At 39.4% G+C, this 17,455-nt stretch carries 11 protein-coding genes; 3 read left to right on the top strand and 8 right to left on the bottom strand.

Going from position 1 to position 17,455, the window contains the following annotated elements:
* Positions 1–336: 336 nt before the first annotated feature.
* Positions 337–1,677 (top strand): signal recognition particle protein, encoded by a 1,341-nt coding sequence (gene ffh / locus JL001_RS20090; RefSeq protein ID WP_192011825.1) that lies wholly within the window; start codon positions 337–339, stop codon positions 1,675–1,677.
* An 86-nt stretch (positions 1,678–1,763) separates the two neighbouring features.
* Here the strand turns inward: ffh and JL001_RS20085 are convergent, their stop codons facing one another.
* Positions 1,764–2,936, bottom strand: coding sequence for a 2-isopropylmalate synthase (locus JL001_RS20085; RefSeq protein ID WP_192011824.1), 1,173 nt, complete (start codon positions 2,934–2,936; stop codon positions 1,764–1,766).
* A gap of 140 nt (positions 2,937–3,076) precedes the next feature.
* Here JL001_RS20085 and JL001_RS20080 point away from each other — a divergent pair, with 140 nt between their 5' ends.
* Entirely contained in the window at positions 3,077–4,636 is a 1,560-nt protein-coding gene (locus JL001_RS20080) for a hypothetical protein (RefSeq protein WP_200979363.1), read from the top strand.
* A gap of 27 nt (positions 4,637–4,663) precedes the next feature.
* On the opposite strand, the gene JL001_RS20075 is transcribed toward JL001_RS20080, so the two are convergent.
* From JL001_RS20075 to JL001_RS20065, 3 genes are all read right to left on the bottom strand, one after another.
* Positions 4,664–5,140, bottom strand: coding sequence for a nucleoside deaminase (locus JL001_RS20075; protein WP_200979362.1), 477 nt, complete (start codon positions 5,138–5,140; stop codon positions 4,664–4,666).
* 100 nt (positions 5,141–5,240) lie between these two features.
* Entirely contained in the window at positions 5,241–5,978 is a 738-nt protein-coding gene (locus JL001_RS20070) for a LytTR family DNA-binding domain-containing protein (RefSeq protein ID WP_200979361.1), read from the bottom strand.
* Positions 5,975–7,051, bottom strand: coding sequence for a sensor histidine kinase (locus JL001_RS20065; protein ID WP_200979360.1), 1,077 nt, complete (start codon positions 7,049–7,051; stop codon positions 5,975–5,977). The genes JL001_RS20070 and JL001_RS20065 overlap by 4 nt, the downstream gene beginning before the upstream one ends.
* Positions 7,052–7,351: 300 nt before the next feature.
* Here JL001_RS20065 and JL001_RS20060 point away from each other — a divergent pair, with 300 nt between their 5' ends.
* Positions 7,352–9,865, top strand: coding sequence for a TonB-dependent receptor domain-containing protein (locus JL001_RS20060; RefSeq protein ID WP_200979359.1), 2,514 nt, complete (start codon positions 7,352–7,354; stop codon positions 9,863–9,865).
* Between the two features lie 80 nt (positions 9,866–9,945).
* On the opposite strand, the gene JL001_RS20055 is transcribed toward JL001_RS20060, so the two are convergent.
* The 4 genes from JL001_RS20055 to JL001_RS20040 all read right to left on the bottom strand — a co-directional run bounded on the left by JL001_RS20055 (position 9,946) and on the right by JL001_RS20040 (position 17,365).
* Positions 9,946–11,382 (bottom strand): RagB/SusD family nutrient uptake outer membrane protein, encoded by a 1,437-nt coding sequence (locus JL001_RS20055; protein WP_200979358.1) that lies wholly within the window; start codon positions 11,380–11,382, stop codon positions 9,946–9,948.
* An 18-nt stretch (positions 11,383–11,400) separates the two neighbouring features.
* Complete coding sequence (locus tag JL001_RS20050) at positions 11,401–14,460, bottom strand: TonB-dependent receptor (protein ID WP_200979357.1); 3,060 nt, start codon at positions 14,458–14,460, stop codon at positions 11,401–11,403.
* 467 nt (positions 14,461–14,927) lie between these two features.
* Positions 14,928–15,908: a pyruvate dehydrogenase complex E1 component subunit beta gene (locus JL001_RS20045; RefSeq protein WP_200979356.1), complete on the bottom strand. Its 981-nt coding sequence runs from the start codon at positions 15,906–15,908 to the stop codon at positions 14,928–14,930.
* 95 nt (positions 15,909–16,003) lie between these two features.
* The gene (locus tag JL001_RS20040; RefSeq protein ID WP_200979354.1) at positions 16,004–17,365 is read right to left on the bottom strand and encodes an NAD-dependent succinate-semialdehyde dehydrogenase; all 1,362 of its coding nucleotides are present in this window, start codon (positions 17,363–17,365) and stop codon (positions 16,004–16,006) included.
* Positions 17,366–17,455 lie beyond the last annotated feature (90 nt).

The raw sequence follows: 17,455 nt of genomic DNA, 5'->3' as shown, positions 1-17,455 counted from the left end.
GCCTTCTTCTTAGGATTAAAAATAAAAAGTAAAGTATATTTTTACTTTCATGATTGAAAAAGTGAAACAGTAATTCTAATGTACGGGTATTTTTTTTAAAATAAAATACCGTAATCACGGTATTTTATAGGTTTTATAGTGTAAATAAAGCTTTCTTTCGGTAGAAGAATTTGTTTTTAAGCCTTGTTTTTGAACTGCTGTAACGATTTAAAAGGCCCGGAATTGACTCTGCTTCTCACTAAGGATTGATTGAAAAGAAATTTTGAGATAAATACACGTAGCCTTCTATAAAAATTAATTTATTGTATTTTTGCAGTAAATAGAAGAAAAGAGCACATGTTTGATAATCTTAGTTTTAAACTAGATAGAGCATTTAAGACCCTGAAAGGTACAGGGAAGATTACTGAAATCAATGTGGCCACCACGGTCAAGGAGATTAGAAGGGCCCTGATAGATGCGGATGTTAACTATAAAGTAGCCAAAGAAGTTACTGACACCATCAAGGAAGAAGCTTTGGGAAGGGATGTATTGATCTCAGTTTCTCCTGGGCAACTCTTGGTGAAAATTACCCAAGAAGAGCTGACCAAATTGATGGGAGGCTCCAAAGAAGATATTAACCTGAAGGGTGATCCTGGAATTGTGTTGATATCAGGTCTGCAAGGGTCTGGTAAGACGACTTTCTCCGGTAAGTTGGCCACTCATCTTAAGAAGCAGGGTCGCCAAGTGCTTTTGGTAGCTTGTGATATCTATCGTCCTGCGGCCATTGAGCAGCTGAAGACTTTGGGTGAGCAGATAGGAGTGGAGGTTTACGCTGAACCTGAAAATAAAAATGCTTTGGAGATTGCTTCCAGAGCGATAGAATATGCCAAGAAAAATGGCAAGAAAACGGTCATTGTCGATACTGCTGGACGTCTGGCAGTAGATGAGCAGATGATGAATGAAATTGCCGAATTGAAAGAAAATCTGAAGCCAGCCGAGACCCTTTTTGTGGTAGATTCCATGACGGGTCAGGATGCGGTGAATACAGCAAAGACTTTCGATGAGCGGTTGAATTTCGATGGTGTTGTTTTGACCAAATTAGATGGTGATACCCGTGGTGGTGCTGCCATTTCCATTCGTCACGTTGTAGATAAACCGATCAAGTTTATATCTACAGGTGAGAAGATGGAAAACCTTGATGTTTTCTATCCTGACCGTATGGCCCAGCGTATCCTAGGTATGGGAGACGTTGTTTCTTTGGTAGAAAGGGCGCAGCAGTCTTTTGATGAGGATGAAGCCAAAAGAATCAATGCCAAGATCCGTAAGAACCAATTCAACTTTGATGATTTCCTTTCCCAATTGGAGCAAATCAAAAAGATGGGTAACCTGAAAGACTTGATGGGCATGATTCCTGGTATGGGCAAAGCCATTAAAGGTTTGGATATTGATGATGATTCCTTTAAACCTATTGAAGCCATTATCAGAAGTATGACACCTTTGGAAAGAGAGAATCCTGATGTAATCGATGGAAGCAGAAGAAAGCGTATTGCTAATGGGAGCGGTAGAACTATTCAGGAGGTGAATAACCTGATGAAGCAGTTTTCTGATATGAGAAAGCTGATGAAGCAAATGAACAAAATGGGTGGGGCACAACGCGCTTTGGGTAATTTAATGCCTAAGGCAGGAGGAAGAAGATAGGCCTTTACCAATTAATTGAGATAGAGCATAAAAAAATCCACGGAACTAAGTTCCGTGGATTTTTTTATGGATAACAATTTTATTGTTTATGCTTCTACTTTTCCTGAAAGATTAGCCACTTTCATGATTTCATGTAAGTCTTCGTCAGTGATTTCTTTTTTTCTATCAGCAAACTCCAAGAATAATTCGTAAACTTCGTCTAACTGAAGTTTGGTCAAGGTATATCCGATCTTATGGGATCTGTAAGCAAGGGCTGCCCTTCCACTTCTTGCAGTCAGGACAATAAGGGATTCATTGACTCCCACTTCTGCTGGATCGATGATTTCATAAGTTTCTCTGTTTTTGATCACACCATCTTGGTGGATTCCTGAAGAGTGGGCAAAAGCATTGGATCCTACAATGGCTTTATTAGGCTGCACATACATTCCCATTCTTTCTGAAACCAATTTGGACACTGGGTTCAAAAGTTTGGAGTTGATATTATTGTATACATCTAAGCGAGGATGCTGTTTCATGATCATGGCCACTTCTTCAAGGGAAGTATTACCGGCTCTTTCTCCGATACCATTAATGGTGCATTCGATTTGTCTCGCACCATTCATTACTGCGGAGATAGAGTTTGCAGTAGCCAATCCAAGGTCGTTGTGGCAATGTGCAGAGATGATGACATTCTCGATGCCTCTTACATTGTCCATCAAATATTTGATTTTGGCACCATATTCATCTGGCAAACAGTAACCGGTAGTGTCTGGAATGTTCAGTACAGTAGCTCCAGCCTTGATGACTGCTTCGCAAACCCTTGCCAAATATTCATTGTCAGTTCGTCCAGCATCTTCAGCATAAAACTCCACATCTTCCACAAAAGATTTAGCATGTTTGACAGCCGCAACTGCTCTTTCCAGAATTTGATCTGGAGTACTCTTGAATTTATATTTGATATGGGAAGCAGAGGTGCCTATACCCGTGTGGATTCGAGGTCTTTTAGCATATTTAAGCGCTTCAGCTGCCACTTCAATGTCCTTCTGCACGCCCCTAGATAGTCCACATATGATTGGCTCTGAAACACTTTTTGAAATCTCCACAACTGATTTGAAGTCGCCTGGGCTGGAAATAGGAAAGCCTGCCTCGATAACATCTACACCGAGGAGTTCTAGCTGCCTGGCGATCTCAATTTTTTGAGGAGTGTTCAACTTACAGCCAGGGACTTGCTCTCCGTCCCTAAGGGTAGTGTCAAAGATCAGTACTTGTCGTTTATCCATAATGTTTCTGTTTTATCTAAAATCTAAAGTAAAATCTTATGGTTTGATTGTAAATTGACTTAACTTTATATGTCCAACGTTCAAATTGATTTTTATTTATTTAAATAACTGAAAATCAATCTATTATATTAAAAAATTGTATGAAGTCAAACGGTGAAAAAGATACTGTATTTATTTTAATCAAGTCATTGACGGCATCTGAGAAGAGGGGGTTCAAGCTTTATGCAAAACGCTTTGGAGCAAATGAAAATGCCAAGTACATCAAGCTCTTTGATACCTTGGATAAAATGGAGACTTATGATGAGCAGTTGTTGTTAAAAAAAGCTCCGGTGAGCAAGAAGCAGTTGGCCAATATGAAAGCCCATTTGTACAAGCAAATCTTGGTCAGTCTCCGAGTGATTTATGCAGATCAAAATGTGGAGCTTCAATTAAATGAGCAGATCGATTTTGCAAGAATATTATACAACAAAGGTTTGTATAACCAAAGTTTGAAACTGTTGGACAAGGCAAAAGGGATTGCGCAGAAGTACTTTTTGGATACTATTATGTTGAGAATCGTTGAGTTGGAAAAGGTCATCGAGTCACAGCATATTACGCGGAGTATGCGGGACCGGGCAGAGGTTTTGGCCAATGAAGCTAAGCACTTGATCAGTAGTGCGTCGAAAAAGAATTCTTTGAGTAACCTTTCTTTGCAATTGTATGGGCTTTATCTCAAGGTGGGGCATGTAAAAGACGAATTTGACCGAAAATTGGTGGAGGCATATTATCTTAAAAACATGCCTGAATATGATCTTCAGGAGTTGAATTTTTACGAGAAACTATATCTCTATCAAGCTCAGGTTTGGTTTTATCATATTCTACAAGACTTTCCTCTTTGTTACCGAGCCGCCCAAAAGTGGGTGAGCTTGTATCAGGAGCATCCTCAGATGAAAAAAGTAGCCACAGGAAATTACCTTAAGGCTTACCATTACCTGTTGGATACTTTGTTTTACCTGCAGCAGTATGAACGCTTTATGTTAGTTTTTGAACAGTTTAAGGAGAGTCTGGAAAATGATGACTTTAAGATGGATGAGAATTGTAGGATCTTGACTTTTCTGTATTATTATTCCAATAGTATCAACTACCATTTTTTGATTGGTGATTTTACAGCAGGAGTCAATGCTGTGATTCCGTCCTTATTGAAAGAGATGAAAGCACTGAGGTCAAAATTGGATGTACATCATGTGATTGTGTTACACTATAAAATTGCCTGTTTGTACTTTGGGAGTGGTGACAATTTGAATGCAATCAAGCATTTGGATGAAGTGATTTATCATACAGGTGACGGTCTGAGAGAAGATTTGCAGTGTTTTGCCCATATCTTGAAGTTAATTGCCAGTTATGAGGAAGGGTTAGATGATAAACTTGATCAGCAGATTAAAAATGTATACCGATTTCTGATCAAGATGCAGGACCTGCATTTGGTACAACAGGAAATGATGAACTTTATTCGTAACCTGAATAGAATTTATGATTATCAGTTAAAGTCTGCATTCATTGAACTTCGCGATAATCTGATCCAATATGAAAATCATCCTTACGAAAAACGGGCATTTCTATATTTGGACATCATTTCTTGGTTGGACAGTAAGATTCAAGGACGTCCAGTTCAGGAAGTAATCAGGGAAAAATACCAGCAAAGAATGGTAAAGGAAAAGTGAAATCCTTAAATGAAACCATAACCTACGTCAATACACCTTTTTGTCTTCATTGTTTTTCCATTCCTCAAAGACTTTAAGCGCATCTGATTCCGGTGTATGGTACATGGGGATTTTCCGATCAGCAGGAGGAATAGGGAGCTCTTGATAGATAAAATCATCATCGAAACCTGCATCAGCGGCTTCTTTTCTAGTGTTGGCATAAAATACCTTTTTGGGTCTTGCCCAATAGATAGCTCCAAGGCACATTGGGCAAGGTTCACAAGAGGTATAGATTTCACAGCCTTCCAGTTGGAAGGTTCTTAAGGTCTTACAGGCCTCCCTAATGGCGACTACTTCAGCATGTGCTGTGGGGTCATTGGTACTCAGGACTTGGTTGTTCCCTTTTCCGATGACCACACCGTCTTTGACGATGACGCAGCCAAAGGGGCCTCCTTTTCCGGATACCATTCCTTTTCTTGAAAGGTTGATGGCCATTTCCATAAAAGTTTTATGCAAGTCTGTCATATATGCCTTTGTGAGTTTCAAACAACCATTTAAAAGTCAACTAAATTAAAATAAGTTCATCAAAAAAGAAATCCCAAAAATTAATTAAATAGGGTAAACATTAGCCAATCCATTTATTGACAAATTGGAGAAAAGTATCTTTATAATTGTCACTTACGGCAATGGTTGTGCTGCCCATGTTGACGGTATTTCTTGTGATGGATTCAATGTGGTCCAATGAAATGATATAGGATCTGTGAATGCGCATAAAGTGTTGTTCTGGTAATAAGTCCTCCATGTTTTTCAGGCTGGTGAGTGAGAGGAGAGGTGAAGATTTTCCCACTAGGTGTACCTTTACATAGTCTTTATAGCCTTCGACATAGATAATGTCTTTTAGCATAACTTTTACCAATTGGTATTCTACCTTGAGGAAGATATAACTTTGGCTGTTTTCCTCCGTGGAAGTTGGCATTGGGTGAGCCTTTCTTTCAAAATACTGGTATGCTTTTGTGCTGGCCTTCAAGAATTCTTCATAGCTGTAAGGCTTAAGCAGATAGTCCAAAGCGTCTACTTTATATCCTTCAATGGCGAATTGGTTATAGGCTGTGGTGAAAATTATTCTTGTGTCCGAACTGGATTTGTTACTTTCCAATACCCTGGCCAACTCCATTCCCGAAAGGTCAGGCATCTGAATATCCAAGAAGATCAGGTCAACTTTATTTCGATGGATATGTGCCAACGCATCAATGGCATTTTCGAATTTTGCCTCTAAGGATAAGAATGATGTTTGCTCGATAAAGCTGCAGAGCATTTCCAAAGCTAGAGGTTCATCATCAACAGCAATACACTTAATTTTCATGCGAGGTTGATTTTTAAAATGACACGATATTCTTTTTCAGGATTTTCACTATCAATCTTAAGGGTATGTCTTTGGGCATAAAGCAGGGATAGTCGCCTTTGTGTATTGGTCATGCCAATGCCCTTATGATGTGATTCTGGACTATTTGGATTGGTAGGAATGATTTTGTTGGTGGTTTCTAAAATCAGGGTATTTTCCACTACTTTGATGGCAATATTGATGATACTTTCCTGTTTGGAACTTATTCCATGTTTAAAACAATTTTCTACAAATGGTAAAAGTAACATGGGAGCGATGACACGATCTTCCACCTTTTCTTGGATATCCAACTGGACTTGTACTTTATCAGAAACTCGAAGCCTCATCAGCTCAATAAAGTCCTTAATGAAACCAATTTCCTTACTGAGCAGGGTTTGGTCTTTTTCGGTTTCATAAAGCACGTAGCGCATCATCCTTGACAACTTGTGCAAGGCGATACGGGCCCTTTCCACATCTATGTTAGTTAAAGAATAGATGTTGTTCAAGGTGTTGAAAAAGAAATGGGGGTTGATTTGAGCTTTAAGATAGGAGAGCTCAGAATTGATTCTTTGTTGATCCAATTGCCTTCTGAGTGCCTCATCCGTTTGCCATTTTTGAACAGCTGCCACACTTGTGCTGATCCCCAAACCAAGAAACAAGACCAAAAGAATGAAAACATTGATGAATTCATCTTTTTGGACAAATGGCTTGTCATCATCAGGATGGAATGCCTTGTGCATCAATTCAGGTAGGTGAATACTGTTTTCAAAGTATTCAATGACAAACATGATTAGTAGACAAAGCCCTACACTGGTGATAATAAAAAAGCCAAGCTTTTTATTGAAAAGCAATTTGGGAACCAGGTAATCTTTATTGAAATAAAACAGGCAAACCAGAGCGAGCATAAAAATAATTTGTCGCCACCAAAACTCCTCTGGTAAGGTGGTTTTCCATGACAAAGGCCCCAGTAAAAACAGAAAGGTACCCATTAACGCCCAAACAAGGATATGGATAAGAATGGAGATGTTTTTATGAAGAAATGGGGACTTGTTCATACAATGTGCTTGTTTTCCAATCTAAACTTAAAACAAACTTAGCAAAACAAGAAGGTATAATCGGCCAATTCACTGTTTTTGCCTACAGATTCGGTGTTTGGTACTTTGGATTTGATTTCAATAGCCCTAAAAACGAATGGTCTATTGAAATCATGGATTGGTCGATAAAGAAAGGCAAGCCATCTATCTCTTTTTTTAGTATTTCATATAAAAGGTACTTTAGTTTTGAATTTTGTCCAAGCAACTCTGAAACGGTTGTGCAGAAATCAAAATTGAACTTTCAAACCTAATAAGTGATAAATGAAATCTTTTATTAAAATTTTAAGCGCAATGAGCCTTTTGCTACTTTATAGTCAAGTGGCCATTGCACAGGAAAGCGCCTCATCAGGTGCCAGTAAGTACCAAATTGTAGGGACAGTGGTGGAAGGAGATGCTACCACTCCAGTATCTTACGCTACAGTTCAATTGTTGGAAGCTTCCACAGACAAGCAAATAGTGGGAGCGGCTGCTGATGGTGAAGGTAAATTTTACCTTACAGGCTTTACTCCTGGAACCTATAAGTTACAAATCAATTTTGTGGGCTTCGCTCCTTATATCAAATCGGGAATTTCAGTTAAGGAAGGTCAAAAGATGTTGGATTTAGGGAAATTGACCATGGAAGAGGAATCAGTTTCTTTAGAGGAAGTTACCGTTCAGGGACAAAGGGAACTGATTACTGAAAAGGTAGATAGAACCATTTATAATGCTGAAAACGATAAGACTACAGTAGGTGGTGATGCAACAGATGTATTGAGAAGAGTGCCTATGCTTTCAGTTGATTTGGATGGAAATGTGTCGATGAGAGGAAGCAATAATTTGGTGGTACTTATTGATAACAAACCTTCTACTATGTCTGCTAGCAGCATTGCTGATGCATTGAAACAGATTCCTGCCGATGAGATCAAGTCTGTAGAAGTCATTACTTCACCGTCTGCTAAATATGATGCAGAAGGTTCTGGGGGGGTGATCAATATTGTAACCAAGAAAAACAACCTGCAAGGAACTTCACTAAGTATCAACACCAGTGCGGGAATGAGAGGCTCTAACCTTGGTTTGAATGCCAGTGCCAGAAAAGGAAAGTGGGGCTTCAACTTGGGCGGATTTGGTAGAACGGGCTATAATATCAAGGGAGGTTTTGAGAACAACCAAATGGTAACCAATCCTGACGAATCTATTTCCAATATTACGCAAAGTTCAGATACCCGAAACAATATGTTGATGGGTAGGTATAATTTCGGCGCAGATTATGAAATAGATAAATACAATTGGTTAGCGGCTTCTGTGAACTTCGGAATGTTCAATCGAAAAGCTAAGCAGGATAATTTACTGACAGAAAATTATTTGGATGATGAATTGGTGAGTGCTTTGATGAGAAGGGTAAATACAGAAGACCTTTCCAATACGGTGGACATCAGCCTGAACTACACGAAGACTTTTGAAAAGCCTCAAAAGGAGTTCAGCATCATGACCCTTTATAGTCGAAACAACCGGACAAATGACTTTGTACAAGCACTGTTGGATGGTGATTTTCAGGATGTGGAGTCTAGGATCAAGAATGAAAATGCCAGCAATAACCAAGAGTTTACCGTTCAGGTGGATTATGTGACTCCCTTGGGAGACGGTGAAAACCAAATCCTGGAGTATGGTGCCAAGAATATTCTTAGAAGAGTAAACAGTGATTATGCTTATTTCACTGCTGAAGGAGCTGATGGTGAATATCAGGAAAGTGATAATGCTCAATACAGCAACGTTTTTGATTATGACCAAAACGTGACTGCAGGGTATTTGTCTTTCACACAAGGTTTCTTAAAGCATTATACCATCAAGGCAGGAGCAAGGTATGAATATACTACAATCAATGCAGATTTTCAGAACGGGGAAGTAGACGGTGATATACCCAATTATGGTGTTTTGGTACCTAGCGTGAACTTGAGCCGAAAACTTGAGAATGGAAACATGATCAAAGCGGCCTATAACAGAAGAATTCAAAGACCATCTTTACAATTCCTCAACCCTAACATTCAGAGTTCTAATCCAACTCAAATTTCTCAAGGTAATCCATTGTTGGATCCAGAATATACCGACAATTACGAATTGTCCTATAGTACTTATCTAAACGAAGCCAGTATCAATATTTCATCTTTCTTTAGAAATACCAATGGCTCTATTCAACCTCTGAGAACTGTGCAAGATGATGGGGTAATTTATACCACCTATGAGAATATAGGTAGTGAGAGGTCAATAGGTTTAAACTTGTTTGCCAATATCAATATATCCAATAAACTGTCGTTCAATGGAGGAATAGATACCTACTATACCATGATAGATAATAATGTAGGCAACCCACTTTACAATGCTTCCAACGAAGGATTTGTCGTGAGTGGAAGAATGTTCGGTAATTACAACATCACCGACAGTTGGGTAGTGCAAGCCTTTACTTTTGCGAGAGGAAGAAGAGTCAATTTACAAGGTTATGACAGTGGTTTTGGAATATATGGCTTGAATATCAATAAGCAGTTTGCAGAAAAAAGAGGAAGTGTTGGTCTAGGTGCGGAGAACTTCTTTACTCCTGAATTTAAGATGAAAAGTGAAATCATCTCACCTACCATTACCCAGCACAGCACTAATATCATGCGTAATATGAATTTCAAAATCAATTTTAGTTATAGAATTGGAAAAATGAGTGTGGCACCTCGTCGTAAAAAGAAGTCCATCGAAAATGAAGACCTCAAAGGAGGTGATAGCGGTGGAGGGAATATGATGGGAGCCCAATAAGATTATCATGTGGGTTAATTAAATAGAAAAAGCACATCGGACATCCGATGTGCTTTTCTTTTATCTTGAATTATTGAGTTTTACCAGCCTGTGTTTTGAGGCAGTAAGTTCTCGTCAATATTGATTTCGTTTTGAGGGACTGGCCACATCAATAGTTTAGGGTCGTAAACTCTCTCATGTCCCACTACACTGGTGACGTTTTCCATGGATGCTTGAAGGTCTGCTGCTCCGTATCTTAGGATGTCAAAATAGTAGTGGCCTTCAAAAGCAAGCTCCAACCTTCTTTCTTTTTTGATGGCAGTTCTCAATTGATCCTTAGTCAAGCCGGTAGGAAGATCATCCAATCCAGCCCTGTTTCGGATTTGGTTGACGGCATCATAGGCAATGGTAGTAGGACCATTCAATTCGTTTTCAGCCTCTGCCAAATTCAATAGAATTTCAGCATATCTGATCACTACGAAATTAGCGTCACCATCGTCTGTAATGGTTGGATCTTCTATAACTCCTTTGATCAAGGCAAATCCAGTTTCAGTTCTAATAGGATCAAAAGCTTCACCAGCAAAGCTTTGTCCTGGCTGAAGAACAGTAATGTCTTTTCTGATATCACCTTCTTCATAAACGTCGACCATTTCTTGAAGGGGAGAATAAGGAGCAGCTCCAAATGCAGGAATGGCTCCAGAGCTTGCATTAAAAGCGCTTCCCACTCCACCAGTACCAGTTTTACCTAAAAACTGTACTTCAAAAATTGATTCTGTGCTATTGTTTTCCAAAGTTGGCAAGAACATATCCTTATAGCTTCCTGTTGGCAATAGGTCATATCCTAAAGCTTTGACTTGATTGGCAGCTTGGATTGCTTCACTAAACTGTTTATTATACAGGTACACTCTTGATTTCAAAGCAGTAGCAGCTCCTTTTGTCGCCCTACCAAGGTCAGAAGGTCCATAAGATGGTGGTAAGTTATTGATGGCAAAATCAAGATCAGTAATAATTTGAGCCACTACTTCTGATTTTGAATCTCTTGGAACCAATGATTCCTCTACAGTTTGCTTAGTAAGGATCAATGGTACATCTCCATAGAGATTGGTCAAGTGGAAGTAAAACAAAGCCCTTAAGAAGCTAGCTTCTCCTAAAATTCTGCTTTTGGTATTTTCATCCATAGTAATTTCAGGAACATTAAGCAGTACTTCATTAGCCCTTACAATACCCTCATAAGATTTTCTCCAGAAGTTCAATGGCCAAACACTGGAAGCGTCAAACCCTCTACCTTCACTGATTTCAAGGTAATAGTTGAAGGAATATTGTGAGTAGGCGTTGTCAGCCAAAGCGTCAGAGTGCCTCATAAAATCCCTGTACATATGGTTATGCGCAAGGACATTATAAACACCGTTGATACCTAAAGTGGCATCATCACTTGTTGCCCAGAATTCGGGAGCACCGATTGAATTAAGCGGATAACGTTCTAAATCAGCACATCCCAAGCAAAGCGCAGTCAGAATAAATGCAATATATTTTTTCATGATTTTCACTTTTGAGATTTAGAAAGAAAGATTAACACCCATGGTAAAGGACTTAGCTTGCGGATAACTGTCATTGACATTGTTGAAAGTCATCGCATCTTCAGGATCGTACCCTTCCACAAACTTGGTGAAGGTTAAAAGATTTTGTCCTGATACATAAACCCTTGCATTGGAAAGGCCAAGTTTAGAAATAGTTTCTACTGGTATAGTATAACCCAATTCAATGTGTTTCATTCTCAAGTAAGAAGCATCTACAATGGCAGAGCTAATGGCAGGTCCAACAAATAGCGAGTTATTATATTTGTAACCAGTGGCAACTCTTGGAATGTCTGTATCTGTGTTTTCTGGAGTCCATCTGTCCAAGAATGCAGTAGTTAGGTTGCTATAGCCTCTCAATCCATCAGTACCATAAACACCATTTTCTACGTCCCTGCCCAATACACCTTGGAACAATACGCGGAAATTGAAGCCTTTATAATCAGCAGTCAAGGTCATACCAAATGTATTCCTGATATTTGGGTTGCCAATGATCACTCGGTCATCAGCGTCCACTACACCATCACCGTTGGTGTCTTCATAGATATAATCACCAGCGCTTACTAAAGAGCCTCCTGGCTGGGCTCCAAATGTTTCTGCATCTTGTGCTTCTGCATCAGATTGGAAAATACCAGTAATCACATGTCCATAGAATGAGTTGATAGGATACCCCTCTTTGGTCAAGACCTTGTTGGCAGAAAGAAACTCACTATCCAATTTCAATACCTTGTTGTCATTATGAGACCAGTTTCCAGAAACGGAGTACTGGAATTCACTGCCTATGTTTCCATAGTAGTTCAGTGAAAATTCATAACCTCGGTTTTCTACTTCTCCTTGGTTTTGAACAGGAGGAGATAGGTTACCCAAAGTGGCTACTACTGGAGGGCTTAACAAGACATCAAGCGACTTTCTTACATAGTAGTCTGCAGTAAGGGAAAGTTTGTAATTAAATAAGGTGGCATCCAAACCAATATCAGAAGTTTGGGTGGTCTCCCATTTTACATTTGGGTTGGCCAAAGCCCTAGCTGCAGCTCCACCTACCAATGAATTCCCAAATACGTAAGGTTGGTCTAGGTTAATGGTGGCGATACTAGGATAGTTACCAATGTTCTGGTTTCCTAATCGTCCCCAGCTGGCTCTCAACTTTAATTCGTTAACATCCTTTAAGCTTGACATAAAGTCTTCCTTGGCCATATTCCACCCTACAGAGAATGAAGGGAAAGTACCGAATCTATTGTTCTCTCCAAATCTAGAAGAACCATCGTAACGTACATTGAATTCAGCCAAATATTTACCTTCATAGTCATAGTTTACACGACCAAAGAATGATTCCAAAGCCCATTCACTGGCATTACCAGCAACACTTGGATTCAAGGAAGCTACATCCAATTCTGTTAAAAGACTGTTGTTATAGCCTTCATTGGATGCAGAAAGAAAATCCTGTCTATAGGCTTGGCTGGTATAACCCAACATACCACCGATAGTTGATTTACCTAACGTTTTGGTATATCTACCTGTCAATTCAAAAGTAGAAGTGGTACTTAGTAGGTCAGTTTCTCTATATTCACCTAGTCCATTAGAGGTGAAAATGCTTTCTCCATCGGATACAGTCATTTTGCTTCTGAAGAAGCTTTGTTTTCTGTCTTGTACGTACACAGAGCCATTTGCACGGAAAATCATGTCTTTCACTGGCTCTAACTCAAAATAAAGGTTAGGCGTAGCTCTATAATATTTGGTGTTGTCATTACCACCTTCTGTTGCTAAGCCAATTGGATGGATGCCACCATCAGTTCTTCCCGCTAATACTACATTGCCCGCTGAAATATAGCCATTGTCATATCGAAGTGGGTTAAGTGGTGCTTTTCTGATCATATCTCTGATAAACTGAGTCACCCCGAGACCTCCGTAATTCGGTTCATTACTATCAGTCAAACTACCGGAAATATTGAAGCCAGTTCTTACCATATCGGAAACTTTTACATCCACATTGGACCTGAAGTTGTACCTTTTGGAGTTGGTTTCAATGACCACACCTTCTTGATCTTGGTATCCAGCAGAGAACATGTATTTGACATATTCTGTACCACCAGTTACAGAGAAATAGTGGTTTTGTAATGGTGCACCTGTACGATATCCTTCATCAAAGAAACCAGTTCTTGAATATCTTGTGTCACCTCCATTAAGGAATAGGTCTAATTCCTCTTCTGTGTATACTTCTGGTCTACCCGTATTGGTCTGTGCCTCATTTTTCAAGCGGGCAAAGTCATAAGAACTTAGCATGCTTGGTGTAGTGGTGGCATTTTGGAAAGCAATGTATGAATTGATCGATACTTTTGGTTTACCTGACTTACCTCTTTTGGTTGTTACCAAGATCACACCGTTGGCTGCTCTTGCACCGTAGATAGCCGCAGATGCCGCATCTTTCAATACGGAAAAACTTTCGATATCATTTGGATGAACATCATTCAGAGTAGATTGCACACCATCTACCAAAACCAAAGGTGCTGAATCACTGTTTTGCCCATCTACAGAAGTTCTTACAGTACCAATACCTCTGATTTGTATGGTAGGGGCATCATTACCTGGTTGAGCTGACCCTTGGATCAGCTGTACCCCAGATACACGACCTGATAGGGCATTAGCTGCACTGGTAACACTTTGGCTACCAATATCCTCACTGGATAGTGTGCCTACAGCTCCCGTTAAGTTTTTCTTCTTTTGGGTACCATAACCTACCACGATTACCTCATCCAAAGAGGAGCCTGTTAATGCAATATCTATTACATTTTTGCTACCCACAGCTACTTCTTGGGAAGTATATCCAATAAAGCTGAATACCAAAGTGGCACTCTCAGAGACAGATAGGGAGTACTTTCCATCCATGTCTGTAATGGTACCTGAAGCTTGTCCTTTTACCAGAATATTTGCCCCTGGTAATGGCTCACCTGATTCTCCATCAGTTACGGTCCCTGTGATCGTTACATTTTGTGCGAATGTAATGCTGACCACAAAGAACGCAATGAGTGTAAATAGTTTTTTCATAAGCGTTTGTTTATTGATCTGTTTAAATAGTTTCAATTCTTGGGAAGGAAGTGTTTACTTATCAGTAGTTTGGATTACTTGGCATTAGGGGTCTTGCCACATTGATAAAGTGATTGTTTTGTTGCACAATCATCCTGTTCCACAATATTTTGTTAATTATGGAGAGGCACTTCTTCTGAAGGGTTATTTTGATTTTTTTGTGATGTTTCTACTAATATATAGTTAGTAGGTCAATTGACCAAAAGAAATTAAATAAAAATTTTAAACTTTCGTTTATTAATTTATTATATCTTGTTGATTTTGAAACCCTTTATTAGTCTTTTGTATTATTTTTTATTTACCTTTTTGTGTAGAATAATATTGAAAAATGTAAAAGAGAGAGTTTTTAAGCTTAGTGAAAAATTGATCAAAAAAAAGCGGCCGATGTACTAACATCGGCCGCTTCAGGCATATTAAAAACTTACGTTTTATTTAGTATAAGTAACTTGCTTTACAGCTTCAATTGTTCTTTTTACGTTTGGAAGGGTTGCTTCGATATATGTAGGAGAGTAGCTCAAAGGAATATCCATTGAATTGACCCTTAATACTGGAGCATCCAGATGATCGAACATGTTTTTCTGAACATTGAATGCGATATCAGTAGCCAAAGAGGAAATTGGATTTGCTTCTTCCACTACCACGCATCTATTGGTCTTTTTCACAGATTCATATACAGTAGCATAATCGATTGGCCTCACTGTTCTCAAATCAATCACTTCTGCTTCGATGCCATCTTTGGACAATTCTTCAGCAGCTTCCAAAGCTACTTTCATGATTTTACCAAAAGAAACGATGGTTACGTCACTGCCTTTTCTCTTGATGTCTGCTACTCCAATTGGAAGTAAATATTCTCCCTCAGGAACTTCTCCTTTGTCAGAATACATCAATTCAGACTCCATAAAAATAACTGGATCATCATCTCTGATTGCAGCTTTTAAAAGTCCTTTGGCATCGTAAGGATTACTAGGAACCACTACTTTAAGACCAGGAGTGTTGGCAAACCAATTTTCGAAGTTAGAAGAGTGGGTAGCACCCAGCTGACCTGCATTACCAGTAGGGCCTCTAAAGACTACAGGTACATTGTATTGACCACCTGACATGGCATACATCTTTGCTGCAGAATTGATGATTTGGTCAATAGCCACCAAAGAAAAGTTGAAAGTCATGAATTCAATGATCGGTCTCAGACCGTTCATTCCAGCACCAACTCCCAAACCGGCAAAGCCAAGTTCTGAGATAGGGGTGTCATAAACCCTTTCTGGTCCAAATTCATCTAACATGCCTTGGGTTACTTTGTAGGCTCCATTGTATTCAGCCACTTCCTCTCCCATGAGAAACACGTTCTTATCGCGTCTCATTTCTTCGGACATGGCCTCTCTTAATGCTTCTCTAAATTGTATTATTCTCATTTTTTAGCCAAAATTTTCGCTCGTAAAAATAGAAAGTAATCCTTCAATTACCAAGTCCATTAAAGAATTAACCGATATTTAGAAAAGATTCATTCTTAACCGATGTAGACAGTTTTGATGTTCATGAATTCTTTGATGCCGTTTTCTGCCAACTCACGGCCATAACCGGAATTTTTGATCCCACCAAATGGTAAATGTGGGTTTGAAGCCACTATGGAGTTGATAAATACTGCTCCAGATTCAATTTGCCTAGAAAGCCGATCCGCTTTTTCAGGGTCTTTTGTCCATAGGGCGGAACCAAGCCCAAAATCAGAATCGTTTGCCAAAGAAATGGCTTCGTTTTCATCTTTTACCTTAAACACAGAAGCAACTGGTCCAAAAAGTTCCTCTTTGTAGGCAGGCATTTCAGGAGTTAAATTACCAAGAATGTAAGGCTTGAAGAAAGCCTTTCCTGTCTCCGGCTTCATACCTTCTAAAATAACTTCTGCTCCTTTCTCAATGGAGGACTTTACTTGTTTATAAAGTTCTTCCGCTAAATCTGGTCTGGCCATGCAGGCATATCCAGCATTTTCGTCCAAAGGATCTCCTTGGGAGTAGGATGCAATATGAGATTTAAAGGCTTCAATAAAGGCATCATAGACAGGCTCTTCTATGATAAATCGTTTGGCAGCAATACAGCTTTGGCCAAAGTTGATCATTCTACCTTTGGCGGCCACCTTGGCAGCTTCCTCAATATCAGCATCCTTGAGTACTATAAAAGGGTCACTGCCACCAAGCTCCAATACAGTTTTTTTGATGTGCTTTCCAGCTTGGGAAGCTATTTTTTGTCCAGCTTTTTCACTTCCTGTTAAAGTGACGGCTTTGACATGAGGATGGTCAATGATTTTTTCTACTTTATCAGAACCGATCAATAAGGTCTGAAAAACACTCTTAGGAAAACCCGCTTCAGTAAATACTTCTTCAATGGCTAAGGCACATTGGGGCACATTGGAAGCGTGTTTTAAGAGGCCTGTATTTCCCGCAGTAAGATTAGGAGCCGCAAATCTGAACACCTGCCAAAAGGGGAAGTTCCAGGGCATGACGGCTAAAATTACGCCCAAAGGGTTATAGACAACCTTGGCCTTTTTCTGGTCTGGAAGATCAATAGGCTCATCAGACAGGAATTCCTCTGCCTTTTCAGCGTAGTATTCACAAACCCATGCACATTTTTCTACTTCAGCTTTGGACTCAGTAATGACCTTTCCCATTTCAAGGCTGATAATTTTGGCGTACTTATCCTGATTATTTCGTAGGACCATTCCTGCCTTTTTCATCAGTTCGCAGCGGTCAGAGAGGGGAATATTTCTCCATTTGAGGTAGGCCTGTTGTCCATGCTGGATAGCTTCTTCAACTTCCTGATCTGTATGTTCTTGAAATTCTTTTAAAAGCTTACCAGTGTAAGGATTGATCGATTTCATATGTTGTCAGTTTATATTAAATGAAGTCAAAAATTTACATGGTAGTACAAGCATAAACCATTCCTAAGAGCTTTTGGGAAGGATTTATTG

It is taken from the genome of Echinicola sp. 20G, assembly GCF_015533855.1.
Classification (GTDB): domain Bacteria; phylum Bacteroidota; class Bacteroidia; order Cytophagales; family Cyclobacteriaceae; genus Echinicola.
Note: the sequence above shows the minus strand (reverse complement) of the source record. Positions and strands in the feature narration are given on the sequence as shown.

Coding starts and splice junctions, on each gene's coding strand:
- ffh (WP_192011825.1), top strand. CDS start 337: ATGTTTGATAATCTTAGTTTTAAACTAGATAGAGCATTTAAGACCCTG.
- JL001_RS20085 (WP_192011824.1), bottom strand. CDS start 2,936: ATGGATAAACGACAAGTACTGATCTTTGACACTACCCTTAGGGACGGA.
- JL001_RS20080 (WP_200979363.1), top strand. CDS start 3,077: ATGAAGTCAAACGGTGAAAAAGATACTGTATTTATTTTAATCAAGTCA.
- JL001_RS20075 (WP_200979362.1), bottom strand. CDS start 5,140: ATGACAGACTTGCATAAAACTTTTATGGAAATGGCCATCAACCTTTCA.
- JL001_RS20070 (WP_200979361.1), bottom strand. CDS start 5,978: ATGAAAATTAAGTGTATTGCTGTTGATGATGAACCTCTAGCTTTGGAA.
- JL001_RS20065 (WP_200979360.1), bottom strand. CDS start 7,051: ATGAACAAGTCCCCATTTCTTCATAAAAACATCTCCATTCTTATCCAT.
- JL001_RS20060 (WP_200979359.1), top strand. CDS start 7,352: ATGAAATCTTTTATTAAAATTTTAAGCGCAATGAGCCTTTTGCTACTT.
- JL001_RS20055 (WP_200979358.1), bottom strand. CDS start 11,382: ATGAAAAAATATATTGCATTTATTCTGACTGCGCTTTGCTTGGGATGT.
- JL001_RS20050 (WP_200979357.1), bottom strand. CDS start 14,460: ATGAAAAAACTATTTACACTCATTGCGTTCTTTGTGGTCAGCATTACA.
- JL001_RS20045 (WP_200979356.1), bottom strand. CDS start 15,908: ATGAGAATAATACAATTTAGAGAAGCATTAAGAGAGGCCATGTCCGAA.
- JL001_RS20040 (WP_200979354.1), bottom strand. CDS start 17,365: ATGAAATCGATCAATCCTTACACTGGTAAGCTTTTAAAAGAATTTCAA.